The sequence below is a fragment of the Aquimarina sp. AU58 genome (assembly GCF_900312745.1).
Lineage (GTDB): Bacteria > Bacteroidota > Bacteroidia > Flavobacteriales > Flavobacteriaceae > Aquimarina > Aquimarina spinulae.
This window is the reverse complement of the sequence record NZ_OMPD01000003.1, coordinates 52,528-68,444: the sequence shown is the minus strand read 5'-3', so window position 1 is coordinate 68,444 and position 15,917 is coordinate 52,528. Positions and strand designations below refer to the sequence as shown.

Sequence of the window (15,917 nt, the reverse complement as noted above, 5' to 3'; positions counted from 1 at the left end):
TTATGATTGTTTTTGCTTGCAAAAGTTGAATACTGACAGATAGAGATTTACTTCTTTTATATTCTTCTAATCTTAGAATTCGTATATAAATCAAACTTTTTAAGTGGTTATAACTCAAATACTATCCTTCTTTTTTAAACTTTTACTGTGCTTTACATCTATAGTTTCTAATTCTTCATTTACAACCAGATTATATGTATAATGGGATTCAACATCTGTTAATGGGATAAGGATTAATATTTGTACTTTACTTTTGGCAGGGATATTTTTAATAATAGGTCGTTGGGCACTCTTGCGATATCCAGTCGGATTTACTTTTAAAAATACACTCTTATCTGTATCCGTGTCATTTTGGATGTATATGATTGTTCTTTTTTTCTGCTTATCTTCTACTAAGCGAACAGGTTTTTCCTGAGCATAGGAAGTACAACTGATTAAAAAAAATAAAATGGATAGTGGTATAAAATTCCTTTTTAAAGATGCAAACATTTCCCTTTTTTCCTTTAAATATACGAGTTTTAACCTCTAAACAGGAAAAACCTATCCTTCATGTTTTCAATTTCAGCATTTTTATTAGTTACAATATAATCAATTGCTTCTGCTGTAAAGTTTTTCCCTTTTTTAGTTAAAGAAACAATATCATTATTAATCGTAATCATATTGTTTTTAAGTGCCAGATTCAAAACAGATTTTGATTGTACCTTCTGCCAATTAATATGCTCATTTAAATGTTTTACATGCCGTTCTTCCTCTTCCTGGTGGTTTCCCAAGTGTAGAAGAAAGGTGAGTAAGGAAACCTCGATACGTTGTTGTTTTTGTCTATACAACACAGAAAACAAGCCTTTGTTGGGAGCAAATAGGTATACGAATAAGAAAACTAATCCTAATACTGTAGTCATTGATCCAGAAATAGATGTGTCTAATGCATGTGCTACCCAATATCCTATAATGGCGCTACTTACTCCAAATATAACAGATAACAGAAGCATTTTTTTTAAGTCATTTGTTAGTAAATAAGCAGTAGCGGCAGGAGCAATCATTAATGCAATAACTAAGATAGCACCAACTGCGTCAAAAGCACCTACCGTAGTGATTGATGAAACTGTCATTAATCCATAATGCATAACTACAGGGGATAACCCAAGAGCAGAAGCTAAACCTGCATCGAATGTGCTTACTTTTAGTTCCTTAAAAAATGCAAATAATAGCCCTAATGTGATCAGTAATATAGTGCCTATGATCCATAAAGATTTAGGGCCTACATCTGTACCTCCTATAAGTAATCGATCAAAGGGGGCAAAGGCAAGTTCTCCTAACAATACGGCATCAACATCTAGATGTACATCATTTGCATTTTGTGCAATAAGTATGATACCAATACTAAACAGGGCAGGAAAAACGAGACCTATAGCGGTATCTTCTTTTACTAAGCCTGTTTTTTGAATAAACTCTACCAATACTACAGTAATGACACCGCTTGCAGCAGCAAGAATGATCAATAAAGGAGATGATAAGTCATGAGTAATAAAAAAACCGATTACAATACCTGGCAGGATAGAATGACTAATTGCATCAGTGATTAATGCCATTTTTCGCAATACTAAAAAGGTTCCTGGGATAGCACAAGCTATCGCTACCAGGCTGGCGATTAATTGTATTTCTATCTGTGCGTTACTCATTTTCTTCTTTTGTTAGTTGATCATATAAATTGGAGGCAGTTTTATACCCAGACTCGGTTAAAGACCACATATTGCCTTCGATATTTACATAATCTTTATCTTCTAGTTTTTGAAGTGATTTTCTGGTGAATCCCTGAAAGTTATTCAGAATTTTAATAGCATGTGGATGCGCAATATTTTCGTGTGTACTAGCAATATTATACATAAAAGATAATGTTTTATGCAATTGAAGATCATTTCTGTTTTTTCTAAACCGTATTTCTCTAAATAATAGCCCCCGACCGGGAGAAAAAATAAAAGAAAATAATACGAAAACACCAGCCACCAACACAATTACTGGTCCTGTAGATAAGTTATTATGACTGGCACTGATAGCGGTCCCGAAAACTCCGGAGAATGCCCCAAAAATTGCTGCCAAAATAACCATTACAGCTAAATTGTTTGTCCATTGTCTAGCCGCTGCGGCAGGAGCTAATAACATTGCGCTCATTAAAACCACGCCTACGGTTTGTAGTCCTAATACAATAGCAATTACAATAAATGTAGTGATAAGAATGTCTAAGAATTTGGTGTTAAATCCTAATGTCTTAGTGTAATCAGCATCGAATAATAATAGTTTGAGTTCTTTCCAGAATAATAATAAAACTACCAAACTAATTCCTGTAACGGTGATCATAAGCCATACATCACTTTCTAAAAGTGTAGCTGCCTGCCCAAAAAGGTAGCTTTCTAAACCGGCCTGATTAGCATTAGGCATTTTCTGGATATAGGTTAGTAATAACATTCCGAACCCAAAGAATAATGATAATATAAGACCTAAAGCCGTGTCAGATTTAAGATGCGTTTTGCTAGTGATACCTCGAATCCAAAAAGTACCAATTAAACCACTAATTAATGCTCCTAATAGAAAAGCAGAGCTATTTTTTGTTCCAATAATTAGAAAAGCGATGGCAATGCCTGGCAATGCGGCATGAGAAATTGCGTCTCCTAATAAACTTTGTTTACGCAATACAGCAAAACTACCCAGCATACCACAAATAGCACCAAGTACAGCTGTGCCCAGTGTTATTGTGCGTAAGGTATAATCTGTAAAGACAAGTTCTATGTATTCTTTTATATCCATAGATAGCTCTTATTGTTGTACACTAACCTTGTAATTAATTCCGTAGGTTTTGGTTAAATTGTCATCATTAAAAATGTCTTTTACTGGTCCGGTAGCGATCTTTTTTACATTAAGAAAAGTAACCCAATCAAAATATTCTGGTACTGTTTGCAAATCGTGATGTACTACAATTACTGTTTTTCCGGCTTTCCTAAGTTCTTTTAAGATATTAATAATAGCTTTTTCTGTAGTAGCATCAACACCTTGAAAAGGTTCATCCATAAAATAGATAGATGCATTTTGAACTAAAGCCCTTGCTAAAAATATACGTTGTTGTTGTCCTCCGGATAGTTGACTAATCTGTCTGCTTTTAAAAGAAAGCATACCTACTTTTTCTAATGCTTCAAGAGCAGCTTTTTTCTGTTTTTGCCCTGGTCTTTTGATCCATCCTAAGCTTCCGTAAGTTCCCATCATTACAACATCTAGCGCAGTGGTTGGAAAATCCCAGTCTACACTTCCTTTTTGAGGAACATAAGCTACCAGTGAGCGTTGTTTCTTGTATGGTTTTCCATAAATTTGAGTACTTCCTGCAATGGGTTTGATAATATCTAAAATCGATTTTATAAGAGTAGATTTTCCTGCTCCATTTGGACCTACAATAGCCATAAGTACACCTTCTGGTATAGCAAGGTCAATATCCCATAGTACAGGCTTGTAATTGTAAGCTACAGTTAAATCATCTATTTGAACTGCGATTTTTTGTTCTTTCATTTAAACAAATTTTATTCAATATAACTATTACAAACTACTTGCTTACTAATATTTCAGCGCATTTATGATAGTATTGACATTATATTCAAACATCCCAATGTAGGTGCCTTCTTTTGTTCCTGCATTGCCTAATGCATCAGAGAACAATGTACCACCTATTGTTACTTCATGATTCTTTGATTTTACTGCAGCTTGTAAAGCTTCAATAGTTCGTTTAGGAACAGAGCTTTCTACAAAAATAGCTTTTACTTCCTTCTCAATAATAAAGTTAGCTAATTTTTGAACATCTTGTACTCCAGCTTCAGTAGCGGTAGATAACCCTTGTAAGCCAACTACATTAAAATTATATGCTTTCCCAAAATAACTAAAGGCATCATGTGCGGTAACCAGAATTCGCTTCTCTTTTGGTAAGGTAGCAATGGTATTTTTTAATGTAGTCTCTAATTCATTAAGCTTAGCTAAATATGCTTTTCCGTTAGCTTTAAAAGCTTCAGCATTTTTTGGATCAATCTCTGTGAGTTTGTGGGTGACGAACGTCGTTATGATTTTCCAGTTTTCTACACTAAACCATATATGAGGATCGTAATTAGAAGCAAAATAATCAGAACCGATTAATGTGTTTTTGTCTAAACTTTCTCCTATAGCTATGGTATTAATATCCTGATGTTTCATTTTTTCAAATACTTCTACCAGCTTTCCTTCCAGATGTAAACCGTTATAGAAAATTACATCGGCATTCACTAATTTAGATACATCCCCTTCGCTGGCTTTGTATAAATGAGGATCGACACCGCTACCCATTAATCCCTCGACTTCAATTAGATCTCCACCTATATTTTTAACCATATCGGTGATCATAGAGGTGGTGGTAACCACTTGTAGTTTTTGATTTTTATCTTTCACTTCTTTTTTACAGGAGAAAAACGTGAAAATAAGAAGTAATAGCGTTAATTTTTTATGAATCATTTTTAGAAAGTTTATTTAATATTTTGATAAGTTCTTTAGCACTTAAAAAAGATTGCTGTTGAAATATGATTTCGTATTTGTGATTTAGAATTGCCAATGTTGGATAGCCAATTTGGTTATTAACTGTAGCAAGTTCTCTGGCTAATTGATGCACTCCTGTTTTATTTCCATTAGGTTGAAAACGAAAAGAATTGTTTAAGAAATGTATGGTTTCACGACTTTCTCCATTTAGTGAAGCAAAATAGAAATTTTCGTTTAATTGTTGTATAATATCATTATTCTTAAAAGTTGTATTTTCCATATTTTTACAATACATGCACCAATCGGTATGAATAAATACGACCAAAGGTTTTGGGGCAATAGTCATTTTGTTTTCTATAGACTCAAAAGAATCAATTTGTAACTGTGCTGTTACATTTTGATATAGAAGAGATAATATAAAGAATGATATGATATTAAAAGCTTTCATTTTGTATTGAATTTACAAGGAATAACGAACCCCTAAAAAACCTCGTATTCCTTGATTAGAAGCATATATATAGGTGGTATCAAAATCTGGTCCAAAAGGGTCGTCGGCTCCGGCTATTAAAAAAGGGTTACCTCGACTAGGTGTCCAGTCTAATAAATTTTTAACGCCTCCGTAAATTTCTATGTTATTTTTGGTTTTATGTGAGAATTGTATGTTTTGAATACTCCACCATGGTGATTTTTCTTTTCTGGGATCGTCTGGTCCCTGAGTTGCCAGTCGCATAGGGCCATATATGTTCCCTGTATAGTCTAATGTTAGGTTAAGAGATTGTATTTTATAAGTAGCTCCCCAGGTTCCTGTGAAACTTTCTGTGAGTATCTGGCGTGTAGTTACTCCGTTCTCTGTATTCGAAACATTAAGTCCACTCATTCCTAATGTAAATTTTAATCCATTAGAAAAGTTAATATTGGTATTAAGGCTTACTCCGGTAGATACTGCATGACCATCTAAATTGCCATATCGTATTTCTTCAACATTTGTTTCATAATCGGGAATGATAGCATTTGTAAAATAGGTATACCAGGCTGAAGCATCCAGTCCTATAAAGGTTCCGTTATCAAAAAATATTTTTTTGATATAATTAAGGTTTACATTATAAGATTCTTCGGGATCGAGATCTTCTTCGATAATGACCTCTCGAGAACCTGTGAGAGCTGCATGATCTTCTGTAAAAAGATTAACTACTCTAAATCCTGTACCGGCATTGAATCTAAAAATATTTTTATCATTAATATTCCATTTATAAGCAAGTCTTGGAGTGAAAATGGTTCCGTGTCGATTATGGTAATCTAGTCTTGTTCCTAATAATAGTTTATGTTTGGGAGCCAGTGTGATTTCGTCTTGTAAAAATATACCGGGAGTATTTGTTTCCTCGGGGTTGTTTTGACCGTTTGAAGTTGTTGCTGGTGTGTTATCGTCATAATATTGATACCTGTAAGCAGCTCCGAATAGTAGATCGTGCGATTTTATTTTTTTATCCCAGGTTAATTGAGTAAAACCAATACGTTGTTTTGCCTGGTAGGATACGATCCCATAATACGAGTCTTGATCGTGATCTGTATAAGAAAAAGAGAGTGTTAAAGGTTCTTCTACTGGTAATTCATAGCTGCCCAGTATTTCATATCGTGCAGTATATATGCTTTCACCATATATTTGATCACTTCCTCTAAAATCAGAATTCCACTCATTTTCTCCTCCCCATCTATCTTCATAATAAAACCTGCCAGCAAGCGTAAAGTTTTTTCCGCTTTTCCGCTTAAAATTCCATTTGTTAAATATAGATATACGGTCTTGCAATGTAAGATCGGTAAACCCATCATCATTGTTATCTATAGCTTGATCATAATAAAAATAATTGACGCCAAATAATGCAGTAGCACTACCTAATTTGGTTTTAAAACCAAAATCTATATTAGTTTCACCCCAACTGGTAGCAAAAATATCAGTACTTACCTCGGGAGCATCATTAGGGTTTTTTGTAATAACATTGATAAGGCCTCCGACAGCTTCACTTCCATATAGAGATGAAGCAGGTCCTTTTACCACTTCGATTCTATCGATTAACGAATTAGGTATTCCTGATAATCCATAAACAGTTGATAATCCACTTACAATAGGCATTCCGTCTATCATTACCAATGTGTAAGGTCCTTCTAAACCATTAATGTGTATATCTCCAGTGTTACAGATGCTACAGTTAAGTTGTGGTCTTACTCCGTTTACGTTTTGTAAAGATTCAAACAAATTAGGTGTTGGATTTTTTTTGAAAAATGTAGGAGAGTAGATTTCTACAGGAACAGGGCTTTCTGATCGGCTTACGGCTTTCAATGTTCCTGTGATTACCACTTCATCGAGAGATGATCCTTGTGACATAACCAGGTTTATTTTGTTTTCTCCAGCTGTAATAGAAACCTTTCTTTTAATTGGGGTGTAGCCCGTAAATGAAGCAACTACTTTGTAATCTCCAACAGGTACATTTTCAATACTAAATACACCATTTTCATCACTAGAACTACCAAGAGAAGTTCCTTCTATATATATATTAGCAAAAGGAAGTATTCCATTGTCATCGTATATTACACCTTTTAATGTGCCGGTAGAATTGAGTTCTTGTGAGTATAAAGAACTGTAAATAAGTGAATTAATAAAAGTGAATAAGATTGTTATACGTAATTGCATTAGGTTTAGTAATTTTGTTTTATTATTTCGACAAAACTAAAAAAGTTAGCCATGACTAACAAATTAAATTTGAATAATTTAACTAAAAGTGAAGAAGATTACTTAAAGGCTATATTTCAGTTGCTTATAGAGGATGCTTCTGTAAAAGTGGGAAATAACCAATTGGCAGATTATCTTAAAGTTTCTCCGGCTTCTACAAACAATATGATTAAGAAGTTAAAAGCCAAAGGTTATGTAGTAAGTGAAAAGTATGGTAAATTAGATTTAACAGAAGGAGGTAAGTCTGTTGCGGTGCGATTGATTCGTAAACATAGATTATGGGAGACTTTTTTGTGTAACTATCTAAATTTTACATGGGATGAGGTTCATGATGTGGCAGAGCAATTAGAGCATATTAAGTCTCGTAAGTTGATTGACGAATTAGATCGCTTTATGGATTTTCCTAAAAAAGACCCTCATGGTGAGATGATTCCTAATGCTAATGGAGAGTATTCTATTGTACCTAAAATAACGCTTTCTTCCTTATCAGAAGGAGATGTTTGCCAACTTATTGCTGTAAATGATGGCTCTGTTCATTTTTTAAAATACGTATCAGAAATCGGCTTGGCATTAAGTAGTGAAATAAAAATTCTTGAAGTTCGGGAGTTTGATAAATCAATTCGAATTAAATTTGATAATACAATAGAGACAGTTACAAGAAAATTTGCGGATAATGTATTCGTTAATAAGGTTGTATAGTTTTTGTAAATGTTAAAATAGAGTTAGTCTATAAGAATGTTAAAGAATAGCTGTTATCTTTGAGTATCACACAATCAATTTATGGAGCTTAATTTAAAAAGACCGATATGTTTTTTTGATCTGGAAACTACCGGTATAAATATTTCTAAAGATCGTATTGTAGAAATTTCTATTCTAAAAATATTTCCCAATGGTACCCAGGAAAGCAAAACCTGGTTGGTTAATCCCGAAATGCCAATACCTCCAGAAACTACAGCAGTACATGGTATCGATGATGCCAAGGTAGCTAATGAACCTGTTTTTAAGAAAATAGCGAGTAAAGTCAGTGAAATGATAAAAGGTTGCGATTTAGGAGGTTTTAATTCTAATCGGTTCGATATACCATTATTAGCAGAAGAATTGTTGAGAGCAGAGCTGGATTTTGATATGAAAAATACCGTTGCAATTGATGTACAAACCATTTATCATAAAATGGAAAAAAGAACACTGTCTGCTGCATATAAATTTTATTGTGATAAGGATCTAACAGATGCACATTCTGCAGAAGCTGATACACTTGCTACTTATGAAGTGTTAAAAGCACAATTAGATCGTTATCCAGAATTAGAAAACGACGCCAAGTTCTTGTCAGAATTTAGTTCCAGAAAGCAGTTTGCAGATTTTGCTGGTTTTATAGCTTATGACGATAATAAAAAAGAAATTTTTTCTTTTGGGAAACACAAAGGAAAATTAGTAGAACAGGTAATGGAAGAAGAACCTGGATATTTTGGCTGGATACAGAATGCAGACTTTCCTTTGTATACCAAAAAAGTACTTACAGCAGTTCGACTTCGTAAGTTAAATAATAGCCTAAATCTATAATCTTTTCTTTTATCATTTTATATCATGAAACTTATTTGCATAGGTCGTAATTATACAGATCATATCGAGGAACTAGAAAATGAAAGACCCGAAGATCCTGTAGTTTTTATAAAACCGGACACTTCTATTTTGTTAAAAAAGCAACCCTTTTTTATACCAGATTTCTCAGATGATATTCATCATGAAGTTGAGGTATTGATAAAAATAAATAAAGTAGGTAAGTATATTGATAAAAAATTTGCTCATAAATATTATAATGAAGTAAGCCTTGGAATAGATTTCACGGCACGGGATTTGCAGGCTAAACTTAAAGCAAAAGGTCTTCCCTGGGAGAAAGCTAAAGCCTTTGATGGAGCGGCAGTAATAGGAAAGTGGGTGTCTAAAGAAGAATATGAAGATATCGATGCTATTGATTTTCGTTTAGAAAAAAATGGAGAAACCGCACAACAAGGTAATACAAGGCTTATGCTATGGAAGATCAATGAATTAATAGAATATGTGTCAAAATATTTTACTTTAAAGATAGGAGATATTATATTTACAGGTACGCCAGCTGGTGTTGGAGTTGTAAAACCAAATGATATTTTGACAGGATATATAAATAACCAACAATTTTTTTCAATAAAAGTAAAATAAATGAGCAAAGGATATAGTTTAAAACATGTAAATGAATTATCAGGAGGCGATAACGAATTTATAGCTGTCCTGGTACAGACTTTTCTAGAAGAAATACCGCCTGATCTTGATAGTATGGTTCAGGCTGTAAATTCTGATAATCCACAGATGGCATATCAATATGCTCATAAGATGAAACCTAATCTTCAATTATTTGATATAGATCTTTTGGCGCAAATAAAACAAATAGAAGCTTGGTCAAAAACGAAGAAAGAAAAGGAACAGATCATACCTATTCTGGATCATATTGTATCTACAGTTAATGGGGCTCTCGAAGACCTGAAAGCAGATTTTAGCTAAATATGCTTGCAGAAATTATTACTATAGGGGATGAAATTCTGATTGGACAAATCATTGATTCTAATTCTGCATTTATAGGTAAAGAGCTTAACAAAATTGGTATAGATGTACATCAGATCTCATCTGTAAAAGATGATAAACAACATATTCTCGATGCAATAGCAGAAGCTAGTAATAGAGTAGATGTTGTATTAATAACAGGTGGTCTGGGCCCTACAAAAGACGATATTACAAAACATACTATTTGCGAATATTTTGAAGATACATTAGTAGAAAACAAGGACGTGCTTGAGCATGTCGAAAAGTTATTTGCTAAATATATCTCTATACCAATTTCTGATGTGAATAGGCAGCAAGCCCTTGTACCTAGTAAATCAACCGTCTTGATGAATCTCTATGGTACAGCTCCAGGAATGTGGCTAGAAAAAGAAGACAAAGTTTTTATATCTATGCCTGGAGTGCCTTACGAAATGAAAGGATTAATGAAAGATGAGGTACTGCCTAGGTTGCAAAAGAGGTTTAACAGACCCTATATCATTCATAAAACAATACTTACTTATGGTATGGGCGAGAGTGCGGTAGCAGAAAAAATTGAAGACTGGGAGGATGATTTACCTTCATATATCAAATTAGCATATTTGCCTAATTTAGGAAGAGTAAGACTTCGTCTTTCGGCAAGAGGGAGCGATAAAAAACTTCTCGAGGATACTATAGAAAAAAAAGTATCAGCCTTATGCCTTATAATAGGAGATATTATTGTTGGGTATGAAGAAGACGAAACTATAGAGAAGAGAATTGGTCAGCTATTGATTAAGCAAGGTAAAACACTCTCTGTAGCAGAAAGTTGTACCGGAGGCAAAATAGCACAGTCGTTTACGGCCAATGCGGGTGCTTCTGCTTATTTTAATGGTGGAGCTGTTACTTATGCTACGCAATCCAAAATAGATATATTGGGCATAGATCCCGAGAGTATTAAAAAATATACTGTGACAAGTATCGAGGTCGCAGAAGCCATGGCTCTGGCAGTAAAAGAGAAGTTTAAATCAGATTATGCTATTGCTACTACAGGTAATGCTGGCCCAGAAAAAGGTGATGGAGATGTCGAAGTAGGAACCGTTTTTATTGCAATAGCTTCTCCAAAAGGTGTTTTTTCAGAGAAATATGTCTTTAGTAATCTTAGAGAACGAACTATTGGTAAAGCAGTAAATAAATCTTTCGAACTTTTGCTTAATACATTACTTAAATCATAATTACCTAATTTAGGTATTCTTTATTCTAACCTATACTATCGATATTGTTTATCTGTATGTTTTTGCAATTCATCGACAAAAAAGTGCGATTGAACGATAAAACACATTTTGAAACGACAAACAGAAGTAGTTTTACAGTAATCAAAACAATATTGATAACTATGAAAACTTTAATTCCTTCTTCTAAAACGATACTTTCTTTGTTAATGGGGATGTTTGTAACTATAACCATAGCAGGAAAAACACATAACAGGGTGTTTGGTTCAGAAATGGAAACGTTTAATGCAGTATACGAAGGGGAGTTTGATCTTATTCTACCAGAGAATAATCAGAATGAAAAGTTACCTGTCTATATTGTACTTCCGGGAGGAGTAGGAGCAAAGAAATACCCAAATTTTAAAAAAGATTTTATTATTCCAGGAATTGAAAATATGCAAGGGATTGTTTTTAGCCCAAAAATTTCATGGAAAAGACCAGATAAAAAAGCTTTAGAGCATATTATTATTGATTTTATAAACGCTGCACGAAATAGTTACCCAATAGACGACAAAAAAATTGTTCTAATAGGATATAGTAATGGAGCTTTACAATCAATTAAGCTCGTAAAAGATAATGATCATTTATTCTCTGCTCTCATTGTTGTAGCATCTAATTTTGAAGTTTCGGATAAAATAAATACTCCTATCTATGTTGTTCACGGGACAAAAGATCGATATTTTTCTATAAAGAAAGCGTATAAAAATGTTAATGCAGCAAAAGACTTGGGATGCAATATAACATTTGTAGTAGCCGAGGGTAAAAATGATTATGGTGCCGCACAATATGTAAGTGAATTAAATGATTCTATGGTACAGATAGAAAATAATATATGGAGTCAAAGTGTTGAATATACAGATCAACGTTTTTAAAAAATAAGTTCTGTTTAAATTAGGTTAGTTAGGTTTTATTGGTGTTTAGTATGTGTTTGTATTGCTATAATATAAAGCACAACAAAAAAGCGGGTCATTTTTAAATGACCCGCTTCGTTTACTACTTAATTACCCCATATTAAGTAGTTAGTTACAATTGTAATACTAACTATTGTAAAGATAGACGTATTGTCATATTTTTGAAATACGTAAAAATACCTGTTTTTTCATTTTTCTAAAGCAGTAAGAAAAAACTAAAAAAAAGAAGAAAAATTACTAAACTATTATTGGTGGTTCGGTAAATAATTCGTTAATTTGCACCCTGTTTTGAAATAATACCAAAATTAAGAAGAGATGTCAAGAGTTTGCGAGCTTACAGGTAAAAAAGCAATGGTAGGAAACAATGTTTCCCACGCGATGAATAAAACGAAACGTAAATTCAATGCGAATTTAATAAAAAAGCGTTTTTATATTCCAGAAGAAGATCGTTGGATAACACTTAAAGTGTCAACCGCTGCATTAAAAAATATAAATAAGAACGGAATCTCTGCTGTTTTAAAAGAAGCAAGAGCAAAAGGTTTCTTAAATAAATAATCTCTTTATTTTAAAAGATACTTATAATGGCAAAGAAAGGTAATAGAGTACAGGTAATCTTAGAATGTACAGAGCATAAAGCTTCTGGTAAACCGGGTACATCAAGATATATTACAACCAAGAACAAAAAGAACACTCCTGATAGAATAGAATTAAAGAAATTTAACCCTATCTTGAAGAAAATGACGGTTCATAAAGAAATAAAATAATAAGAGATGGCAAAGAAATCAGTAGCATCATTACAGACAGGATCAAAGAGATTAACTAAAGCCATAAAAATGGTAAAATCTCCTAAAACAGGAGCCTATACTTTTGTAGAGTCAATTATGCCGCCAGAAGCGGTTAACGACTTTTTAAAGAAAAAGTAATTCTCTATACACGATATTTTAAAAAGAAGCCGTTTCAATTGTATTGAAATGGCTCTTTCTTTTTATATTTAAGCAATATAACCAAAGGTTTTAGTTTTTAATTTCTAGCATATTGAATAGTACAAATGGGGCTTTTTAAAAATATATTTTCTTCAGAAAAAAAAGAAACACTAGATAAAGGATTAGAAAAATCCAAAACCAACTTTTTTTCTAAATTAAGTAAGGCGGTAGCCGGTAAATCTAAAGTAGATGATGATGTTTTAGATGACCTGGAAGAAATATTGGTTACAAGTGATGTAGGAGTCAAGACTACCATTAAGATTATCGAGCGTATAGAAAACAGGGTAGCACGAGATAAATATCTTGGAACCGATGAGTTAAATCAAATCCTACGTGAAGAAATCGCTGGTTTACTTTCTGAAACTAATGTGGGAGAAGCTACAGACTTTGAAATACCAAAAGACAAAAAACCTTACGTGATGATGGTGGTTGGAGTAAATGGAGTAGGAAAAACCACTACTATCGGAAAATTAGCCTATCAATTAAAGAAAAAAGGCCTAAAAGTGGTATTGGGTGCAGCAGATACATTTAGGGCTGCAGCAATCGATCAATTGCAAGTATGGGCAGATCGCGTAGATATTCCAATCATAAAACAAGATATGGGGAGTGATCCTGCTTCGGTGGCTTTTGATACCTTACAATCTGGAGTAAACCAAGATGCAGATGTTATCATTATAGATACAGCAGGTAGGTTGCATAATAAAGTTAATTTGATGAATGAGTTAACAAAAGTAAAGCGAGTAATGCAAAAAGTTATAGATGATGCTCCTCATGATGTATTATTGGTTTTAGATGGTTCTACAGGCCAGAATGCTTTTGAACAGGCAAAACAATTTACAGCAGCTACAGAAGTTACTTCGTTGGCTGTAACCAAACTCGATGGAACTGCAAAAGGCGGGGTTGTAATAGGAATAAGTGATCAATTTAAGATTCCGGTAAAATATATAGGCGTAGGAGAAGGAATAGAAGATCTTCAGGTATTCAATAAGTATGAATTTGTAGATTCTTTCTTCAAATAATATTTGTTACAAAATAGTTAAAAAAGGTTAAAAAAGGCGGTGAGAAGTATTCTCACCGCCTTTTTTTATATTTTAAAGAATTATAGTATCGTAAAAAATATACTCATGTGTGTTATTTAAAATAATACCAGGTATGAATTGATATGATCACAGAGTCTCAAATAAAATAACCTTTACACAACATATCGCAATGAGAAAGATAGTATTTGTCTTAATTTCGGTTTTTATGCTTATCTCTTGTAAGAAGCAAGAAAAAACAGAAACACAACAAGAAAAAGAACCCGGAGTAGTTTGGCAACCATATGATGAAGCTGCAGATTTGGCAGCTACAGAAATGTTAGAACAAACAAGGATGCATTTAAAACTAATAAATTCTAAAGCACTGGATAAAAACGATATCTGGAAAACTTTAGAACCTGAGTTAGATTTCTTTTCTGAAGAAAAATATGATGATTTAAAAAAGTATATTCTCGAAAAAGATATTCCTACCATTCAACAACAAATAAAAGATGGTAAGCTTACCTACGAAGAGTTAACGCTTTTCTATATCTATCGTATCAGAAAGTACGAAAGTGATAATGCTTTATCTTTAAATTCGGTGATCTCACTCAATCCAAAAGTAGTTGAACAAGCTAGGGATTTGGATAAAATAGATAAAAAAAATATTGATGTCAATTCTGTTTTCGGAATGCCGATTTTGTTAAAAGATAATATAGGAACAAAAGATATGTTAACTACAGCAGGAGCCGTAGCGTTACAAAATAACAAAGGTAAAAGTGCATTTATTACAGAAAGATTGTTAAATAAAAATGCATTAATTCTGGGTAAAGCTAATTTGAGTGAATGGGCATATTTTTTATGTTCGGGGTGCCCTGTTGGATATAGTGCTATAGGAGGGCAAACACTTAATCCTTATGGGAGAATGGTTTTTGAGACTGGTGGTTCGAGTTCTGGAAGCGGAGTTGCTGTGGCAGCTAATTTTTGTGTTGCAGCAATAGGAACAGAAACCAGTGGATCTATTTTGTCACCATCTAGTCAAAATTCTGTTGTAGGTTTAAAACCAACCATAGGAGTATTAAGTAGAACAGGAATAGTACCTATTTCAAGTACATTAGATACTCCAGGACCTATGACTAAGAGCGTGATCGATAATGCTATTCTACTGAATGCTATTACAGGTAAAGATGACAATGATGTTGCCTCTAAAGCTGTTGATGTAAATTTTGTAAATTCAATAAAAGAGAGTTCTCTAAAAGAAAAACGTTTTGGAGTAATTAAAGAATTTTTAGAAGATTCTATCTATAAAATAGCCATAGAAAAAATAAAGAAAGCAGGAGGAGAGATTATTGAGATAGAGCCAAAACAAGTGCAGTTGCCAGGTTTTTTAAGTATTTTAAATATAGATATGAAAAATGACCTTCCTGCATATATAAGTACTCAAGCAGGGAGTGATGTTACTATTAAAAATATAAAAGATGCCATTGTATTTAATCAACAGGACTCAATAAACCGAATTCCTTATGGGCAACAATTATTTGAAGGGATCCTTAAAGATAGTACTACTACTGAAGAATTAGATAGGATTAAAGAAAACCTAAAAACAGTTGCGCGTAATTATTTTGATACCCATATTGATACTCATCAACTAGATGCAGTGCTGTCTATAAATAATTATCATGCAGGTTATGCTGCTGTAGCCAAATATCCAGCTCTTACAGTTCCTATGGGGTATACGAGTAAAGGCGAACCAAAAGGACTTACATTTATTGCTAAACCTTTTTCTGAAGCTTCACTATTACAATTGGGCAGTGCATACGAACAAGTTACGAAAGAAAGAAAAGAACCTGCTAATTATGTAGATTGAATGCTGTTAAATTGCTAAATAGAGTTACCTGAAAAGCTGTTTTTTTTGTATCTAC

The 15,917-nt window shown here is 33.2% G+C and carries 18 protein-coding genes; 11 read left to right on the top strand and 7 right to left on the bottom strand.

Annotation, left to right across the window (positions count from 1 at the left end; all coding sequences use genetic code 11):
- Positions 1-114: 114 nt before the first annotated feature.
- From DK441_RS00345 to DK441_RS00315, 7 genes are read right to left on the bottom strand one after another with little or no spacing between them, the layout of a single operon-like run.
- On the bottom strand, positions 115-489 hold the full coding sequence (locus DK441_RS00345; RefSeq protein WP_109096982.1) for a hypothetical protein: 375 nt from the start codon (positions 487-489) through the stop codon (positions 115-117).
- Positions 490-518: 29 nt separating this feature from the next.
- On the bottom strand, positions 519-1,679 hold the full coding sequence (locus tag DK441_RS00340; protein ID WP_109096981.1) for a metal ABC transporter permease: 1,161 nt from the start codon (positions 1,677-1,679) through the stop codon (positions 519-521).
- Positions 1,672-2,802: a metal ABC transporter permease gene (locus DK441_RS00335; RefSeq protein ID WP_109096980.1), complete on the bottom strand. Its 1,131-nt coding sequence runs from the start codon at positions 2,800-2,802 to the stop codon at positions 1,672-1,674. The genes DK441_RS00340 and DK441_RS00335 overlap by 8 nt, the downstream gene beginning before the upstream one ends.
- 9 nt (positions 2,803-2,811) lie before the next feature.
- A complete protein-coding gene (locus DK441_RS00330; RefSeq protein WP_024771305.1) occupies positions 2,812-3,552 on the bottom strand; it encodes a metal ABC transporter ATP-binding protein in 741 nt (246 codons plus the stop codon).
- A gap of 45 nt (positions 3,553-3,597) precedes the next feature.
- Positions 3,598-4,518 carry a metal ABC transporter solute-binding protein, Zn/Mn family gene (locus DK441_RS00325; RefSeq protein WP_109096979.1) on the bottom strand — a complete coding sequence of 307 codons (921 nt, stop codon included), beginning with the start codon at positions 4,516-4,518 and terminating at the stop codon, positions 3,598-3,600.
- Positions 4,508-4,987 carry a thioredoxin family protein gene (locus DK441_RS00320; RefSeq protein ID WP_101449891.1) on the bottom strand — a complete coding sequence of 160 codons (480 nt, stop codon included), beginning with the start codon at positions 4,985-4,987 and terminating at the stop codon, positions 4,508-4,510. Before DK441_RS00320 ends, DK441_RS00325 begins: the two co-directional genes overlap by 11 nt.
- A gap of 12 nt (positions 4,988-4,999) precedes the next feature.
- Positions 5,000-7,225: a TonB-dependent receptor gene (locus DK441_RS00315; protein WP_109096978.1), complete on the bottom strand. Its 2,226-nt coding sequence runs from the start codon at positions 7,223-7,225 to the stop codon at positions 5,000-5,002.
- A gap of 51 nt (positions 7,226-7,276) precedes the next feature.
- Between DK441_RS00315 and DK441_RS00310 the strand changes: the two genes are divergently transcribed.
- From DK441_RS00310 to DK441_RS00260, 11 genes are all read left to right on the top strand, one after another.
- Complete coding sequence (locus DK441_RS00310; protein WP_109096977.1) at positions 7,277-7,963, top strand: metal-dependent transcriptional regulator; 687 nt, start codon at positions 7,277-7,279, stop codon at positions 7,961-7,963.
- Positions 7,964-8,044: 81 nt separating this feature from the next.
- A complete protein-coding gene (locus DK441_RS00305) occupies positions 8,045-8,824 on the top strand; it encodes a 3'-5' exonuclease (RefSeq protein ID WP_109096976.1) in 780 nt (259 codons plus the stop codon).
- Positions 8,825-8,848: 24 nt separating this feature from the next.
- Positions 8,849-9,460 carry a fumarylacetoacetate hydrolase family protein gene (locus DK441_RS00300; RefSeq protein ID WP_109096975.1) on the top strand — a complete coding sequence of 204 codons (612 nt, stop codon included), beginning with the start codon at positions 8,849-8,851 and terminating at the stop codon, positions 9,458-9,460.
- The gene (locus tag DK441_RS00295; RefSeq protein WP_074408708.1) at positions 9,461-9,799 is read left to right on the top strand and encodes an Hpt domain-containing protein; all 339 of its coding nucleotides are present in this window, start codon (positions 9,461-9,463) and stop codon (positions 9,797-9,799) included.
- Positions 9,800-9,801: 2 nt separating this feature from the next.
- Positions 9,802-11,049: a CinA family nicotinamide mononucleotide deamidase-related protein gene (locus DK441_RS00290; RefSeq protein WP_109096974.1), complete on the top strand. Its 1,248-nt coding sequence runs from the start codon at positions 9,802-9,804 to the stop codon at positions 11,047-11,049.
- A 161-nt stretch (positions 11,050-11,210) separates the two neighbouring features.
- A complete protein-coding gene (locus tag DK441_RS00285) occupies positions 11,211-11,957 on the top strand; it encodes a dienelactone hydrolase family protein (RefSeq protein WP_160111869.1) in 747 nt (248 codons plus the stop codon).
- A gap of 354 nt (positions 11,958-12,311) precedes the next feature.
- Positions 12,312-12,551: a 50S ribosomal protein L28 gene (gene rpmB, locus DK441_RS00280; RefSeq protein WP_025667520.1), complete on the top strand. Its 240-nt coding sequence runs from the start codon at positions 12,312-12,314 to the stop codon at positions 12,549-12,551.
- 26 nt (positions 12,552-12,577) lie between these two features.
- A complete protein-coding gene (gene rpmG / locus DK441_RS00275; protein WP_024771295.1) occupies positions 12,578-12,760 on the top strand; it encodes a 50S ribosomal protein L33 in 183 nt (60 codons plus the stop codon).
- A gap of 6 nt (positions 12,761-12,766) precedes the next feature.
- Entirely contained in the window at positions 12,767-12,919 is a 153-nt protein-coding gene (locus tag DK441_RS00270) for a DUF4295 domain-containing protein (protein WP_074408704.1), read from the top strand.
- Positions 12,920-13,044: 125 nt separating this feature from the next.
- Complete coding sequence (gene ftsY, locus DK441_RS00265; protein WP_025667521.1) at positions 13,045-13,998, top strand: signal recognition particle-docking protein FtsY; 954 nt, start codon at positions 13,045-13,047, stop codon at positions 13,996-13,998.
- A gap of 190 nt (positions 13,999-14,188) precedes the next feature.
- Positions 14,189-15,862, top strand: a complete 1,674-nt coding sequence (locus DK441_RS00260; protein ID WP_109096972.1) for an amidase family protein — start codon at positions 14,189-14,191, stop codon at positions 15,860-15,862.
- Positions 15,863-15,917: the final 55 nt, after the last annotated feature.